At 67.7% G+C, this 5149-nt stretch carries 5 protein-coding genes and 1 pseudogene; 3 read left to right on the top strand and 3 right to left on the bottom strand.

Annotation, left to right across the window (positions count from 1 at the left end):
• The 3 genes from ABS88_RS24005 to ABS88_RS23995 form a co-directional block, all read right to left on the bottom strand.
• Positions 1-651 (bottom strand): XrtA/PEP-CTERM system exopolysaccharide export protein (locus ABS88_RS24005; protein WP_286750807.1); only part of this gene is annotated, 651 nt, incomplete at its 3' end.
• 184 nt (positions 652-835) lie between these two features.
• Positions 836-2065 carry a pyridoxal-dependent decarboxylase, exosortase A system-associated gene (locus ABS88_RS24000; RefSeq protein WP_286750806.1) on the bottom strand — a complete coding sequence of 410 codons (1230 nt, stop codon included), beginning with the start codon at positions 2063-2065 and terminating at the stop codon, positions 836-838.
• Complete coding sequence (locus ABS88_RS23995; RefSeq protein WP_234179407.1) at positions 2062-3591, bottom strand: acyl-CoA ligase (AMP-forming), exosortase A system-associated; 1530 nt, start codon at positions 3589-3591, stop codon at positions 2062-2064. The genes ABS88_RS24000 and ABS88_RS23995 overlap by 4 nt, the downstream gene beginning before the upstream one ends.
• Before the next feature lie 35 nt (positions 3592-3626).
• Between ABS88_RS23995 and ABS88_RS23990 the strand changes: the two genes are divergently transcribed.
• The 3 genes and pseudogenes from ABS88_RS23990 to ABS88_RS23980 form a co-directional block, all read left to right on the top strand.
• Complete coding sequence (locus ABS88_RS23990; protein WP_286750805.1) at positions 3627-4628, top strand: GNAT family N-acetyltransferase; 1002 nt, start codon at positions 3627-3629, stop codon at positions 4626-4628.
• Positions 4625-4891 (top strand): acyl carrier protein, encoded by a 267-nt coding sequence (locus tag ABS88_RS23985; RefSeq protein WP_058812843.1) that lies wholly within the window; start codon positions 4625-4627, stop codon positions 4889-4891. The genes ABS88_RS23990 and ABS88_RS23985 overlap by 4 nt, the downstream gene beginning before the upstream one ends.
• 18 nt (positions 4892-4909) lie before the next feature.
• A pseudogene (locus ABS88_RS23980) lies at positions 4910-5149 on the top strand (hypothetical protein); the annotation flags it as partial.

Here is a 5149-nt window from a genome sequence, read left to right as displayed (position 1 = left end):
CATGCTTTCGGGGATGATGATGACGTCGCCCGGCTGAAGCTTGACGTTCGCCTTGATGTCGCCGCGCTTGATCAGGTCGTTGAGGCGAAGCCCATATTCGTGCTGCTTGCCGCTGCCCTTGTCGAAGCGGACGAGCCGCGCCTTGTTGCCAGCGGCATAGTCGCCGAGTCCGCCGACCGCGATCATCGCGTCGAGGACGGTCATATTCGCGCGATAGGGGATCGACGCCGGCTTTTCGGTCGCGCCCACGACACGCACCTGCTGCGAGAAGGTGCTGTTGAAGCTGGTGACGATCACGCTGACGATGGGATCGGTGATATATTGGCTGAGCGCGAGCTTGATGTCCTGCTGGAGCATCGTCGGCGTCTTGCCGACCGCGGGCATATCGGTGATCAGCGGCGTGGTGATCCGGCCGTCGGGGCGCACCTGCACCTTGCCGCCGAGTTCGGGGTTGCGCCACACGAAGATCTGCAACTCGTCGAGCGGCCCGATGATATATTCCTCGCCCGGTCCTTCCTGGTTGGCGACGAAATTGGCGCTGGGAAGCTGCGGCGCGGTGGTGCCGGCCCCCATGCACCCGGTCAGCGCGGTCGCGGCGATGCCGGAAATCAGCGCGGCGCGGGCGGCGCGAAGCGAGGGGAAGGACGTCATGTTCAATTCACCTTTCGAGCGGACGGGTGCCGCCGCGGCGCCAATCCCCGCAGCAACAGCCAATGCGTCAGGGTCAGCCATGCTGGAAAAGGGTGAACATACCGTTAGTATTGGGATAAGTTGTGTCCGCGCTTGTCGCACATTGTGCCGCTTCGGCACAAAATTTAACCGCGTTCGGTAAGGTTCAGACGAGCATCTCGCCCGCCGGCCCCTGTCCGAGGAATGCAGCGGGGCTCGCCGAGGCGCCATAGGCGCCCGCCTGGAACAGCGCGATCAGATCGCCGACATCGGCGCGCGGCAAGCCGACCTGATCGCCCAGCCGATCGAGCGGAGTGCACAGACAGCCGACGACCGACACGGTTTCGACGGCCTCGCGGCCGAACCGGCCGGCAACGGCGATCGGATAGTTGCGCCGGATCACCGTCCCGAAATTGCCGCTCGCGGCGAGTTGGTGATGCAGTCCTCCGTCGGTGACGAGGAAGGTTTCGCCGTGGCTGACTTTCCGGTCGACCACGCGCATCAGATAGACCCCGGCCTCGGCGACGAGCCAGCGGCCGAGTTCCATCGCAAAGCCGCTCTCTGCCAGCGCGGCCCCTCGCGCGCCGAGCGTTTCGGCGAGCCGCGCGCCGACTGTCGCAGCGTCGACCGCGCGGTCGCCGGGGAAATAGGGAACCCCCATGCCGCCGCCCAGGTTGACGAGCGGCGGGGCGGCGCCGACCGCCTCCGCAAGCCGCGCCGCGAGCGCGACCGTCTGCGCCTGCGTATCGGCGATCGCATCGGCATCAAGTGCCTGCGATCCTGCGAAAATATGAAAGCCGCGCCAATCGGCGCCGGCATCGATCAGCGTGCGGACCAGCGCCGGCACCGCGTCGGCATCGACCCCGAACGGCTTGGCGCCGCCCCCCATTTTCATGCCCGATCCCTTGAGGTCGAAATCGGGATTGACGCGCACTGCGAGCCGGGGCCGCGTCCCGATTCGGTCGGCAATGGCAAGCGCCCGTGCCCCCTCCCCCGCCGATTCAAGATTGAGCGTCGCGCCCGCCGCAATCGCCGCTTCCAGTTCGCGGTCGCGCTTGCCGGGGCCGGCGAAGCTGATGTGTTCGGCCGCCATGCCGCTCGCCAGCGCCAACGCCAATTCCCCGCCGGATGCCACGTCGAACCCGTCGACGATGGTCGCCATATGCGCGAGTAGCGGCGCGAAGGGATTGGCCTTCATCGCATAATGGAGCTGCACCTCACGGGGCATTGCGGCGCGCCATTCGGCGGCGCGCGCGGTCAGCATCGCGCGGTCATAGACAAAGAGCGGCGTGTCGCCCGCCGCCTCGGCGAGGATATCGGCACGCTGACCCCCGATGCGCAACATGCCGTCGGCGTCGGCAGCAAAGCCGGGCGGGATCGGGCCGTGCGGCTTCATGCCGCCACCCCTGCACCCCATTCGGCCGCGATCGCGACGCGGTCGAGCTTGCCATTGGGATTGCGCGGCAACGCCTCGCGCCACTCGACGGCCTTGGGCTGCATGAAGTTGGGGAGCGTCCGGCGCAGTTCGGCGGCGAACGCCTCGCGGTCCGCATCGGCCTTGCCGCGCACGATCAACTGGATCGCAGCGCCCAGCCGCGCGTCGGGCACGCCGAAGGCGACGGCTTCATAGACCATGCCGGTGGCAACGGCGGCATCCTCGACCTCGGTCGGGCTGACGCGGTTGCCCGCGGTCTTGATCATCGCATCGTCGCGGCCGACGAAATAGAGCAGACCATCGCCATCGCGGCGCACCGTGTCGCCCGACCACACGGCGATGCCGCCCCACGCCGACGCGGCAGGCGCCGCGCGGAAACGCTCGGCGGTGCGTTCAGCGTCGCGCCAATAGCCCTGCGCGACGAGCGGCCCGCAATGGACGAGCTCGCCCGCTTCGCCATCGGCGGTGATGCTGCCATCGGGGCGGCACACGAGAATTTCGGCGTGCGGAATCGCACGGCCCATCGAGGTCGGATGCGCGGCGACGAGCGCCGGGTCGAGCCAGGTCGACCGGAACGCTTCGGTCAGGCCGTACATCGGATAAATGTCGGCCTCGACAAAAGTCGCGCGCATCGCGTCGATCAGCGACGGCGTCAGTGCGCCGCCGCTGTTGGTAAGGCGGCGCAGCGATGCGGCGACATCCACCGGCCAATCGACCTCGACCAGTTGCACCCATAAGGGCGGCACCCCGGCAAGGGTCGTGGCGCCGTGCCGCGCCACCGCTTTCACCACATCGCGCGGCGCCAGATAATCAAGCGGCGCCACCGCGGCGCCCGCATACCAGGCCGAAAGAAGCTGGTTCTGGCCATAATCGAAGCTGAAAGGCAGCACCGCCAGCACGCGATCATCGGCGCCGAGCGCCAGATAGGTCGCGACACTCTCGGCACCGAGCCACAGATTGGCGTGACTGAGCATCACGCCCTTGGGCCGTCCGGTCGATCCGCTGGTGTAGAGAATGGCGACCAGATCGCCGGGATCGCCCGCCGAAGGGGGCAAGCGCTCCGGATGGCCGTCGATCGCCGCCTCGACCGCAGTCAGATCGCGCAGCGCACAGCCGCCGGGAAGGCCGTCGCCCAGCATGTCGGCCCGCGCGCGATTGGTCAGCAACAGCGCTGCGCCACTGTCGGCCAGAATATGCGCGACCTGCGGTGCCTTCAGCAGCGGATTGACCGGCACATGGATCAGCCCGGCGCGCGCCGCGGCGAGCGGCATCAGGCAGGCAGCGCGCGTCTTTGCGCTCCAGCTCGCCACCCGGTCGCCAGGCCGGGCGCCCGCGGCGCGCAGCCATGCCGCCAGCCGGCCGACACCCGCATCGAGATCGGCAAACGACATCGGCGCGTCGCCGATGAGCAGCGCAGGCGCATCGGCCGCGCCGCGCAGCGCGAGATGGTCGAGGGGGTATGAGGGCGGGTTTTCGGCTTTGGTCATCGGCTGTTAGGACAGTGGTGATAGAGCGCCGCACCATGGATGGGAACGGTGAACATCACGCTAATGATGCCAAGCTGCCCGCCGCAGCGCGCGGCATGGGCCATGCTTCGCCGTTCGACCGTCCCCAATGGTTCGACCTGCTCGCCGCGCACGGATTTGCCGGAGAAGGCCGAATCGATGCGGTGGGCTCCGCAGGCGAAGCCGCGGCGTGGCTACCACTTCGGCGTGAAAAATCGGGCGCGGTTTCCGGGCTTGCCAACTGGTACAGCTTTGCAATCCGCCCGCTTTATACCGGCCAGGGCGACCATATGGCGGCGCTGCGCGATCTGTTCGCACGCGCCCGCGCCGAGGCCGCACGCCTGACGCTCTATCCCGTGCCCGATGCCGAAAAGGACAGCATCGCAACCGCGATGCGCGCCGCCGGCTGGTGGGTGCGCGCGGTGCCGGCGGGCGATCGCCACTGGCTCGACCTGACGGGGCTCGATCATGACGGCTGGTGGGCCACCCGCCCCGGCGCGCTGCGCAGCACGGTCCAGCGCAAGGCGAAAAAGAATATTGTCGCGATCGAGATTCTGACCGCATTCGACGCCGATGCCTGGGCGGCCTATGAGCATATCTACGCCGCGAGCTGGAAGCCCGAAGAGGGCAACCCCGCCCTGCTCCGCGCCTTTGCCGAAGAAGAAAGCGCGCGCGGCACCTTTCGCATGGGGCTGGCGCGGATCGACGGCGAAGCGGTGGCGGCGCAATATTGGACGGTGGAGGACGGCACCGCCTTCATCCACAAGCTCGCGCATGTCGAGGACAGTCTGAAGGCATCGCCCGGCACCCTGCTTTCGGCGGCTCTGTTTCGCCATGTCATCGCGGTCGATGGCGTGCGCCGTATCGATTTCGGCACCGGCAACGACGCCTACAAGCGCGACTGGATGAACCGGCACGAGCCCTTGTGGCGATTGGAGGCTTTCAATCGCGGGCGCATCGCGGCATGGGGACCGGCATTGAAGGCCTTTGCCCGTTCGCTGCTCAGGAAAGACCCATGACCGAAGTCCATAACGTCGACGCCACCCTTCGCGCCCTGCTCGCCGACGTCCTCGGCCTTGGCGCCGAACGCGCGGCGGCGCTGACCGAAGACAGCGGCCTGTTCGGCGAACTGCCCGAATTCGATTCCATGGCCGTCGCAACCGTGCTGACCGAGATGGAGGACCGTCTCGGCATCCTGATCGACGATGACGACGTCGACGGCGAAATCTTCGAAACCTATGGCAATCTGCTGCGCTTCGCCGAACGCAAGGTTCAGGGCTGACCGGCATGCGAGGGGCGAATGGACGAGCATAGGCTTCGCATCGCGCCCGACGGCACGCCCCGCGCGACGATCCTGTTCGCGGCCCCCTTGTTCGAGGAAGCGAACCGCAGCCGCCGCACTATCGTACGCGCGATGCGCGCCTTGGCCGCGCAAGGTTTCGCCGCCGTGCTTCCCGACCTGCCGGGCCAGAATGAAAGCCCCGTCGCGCTCGCCGATGTCGATTTGAACCGGTGGCAGAGCGCCTTTGCCGAGACGGCC

It is taken from the genome of Sphingopyxis sp. SCN 67-31 (assembly GCF_001725095.1).
The sequence above is the reverse complement of the archived record's forward strand: the minus strand, read 5'-3'. Positions and strand labels throughout refer to the sequence as shown.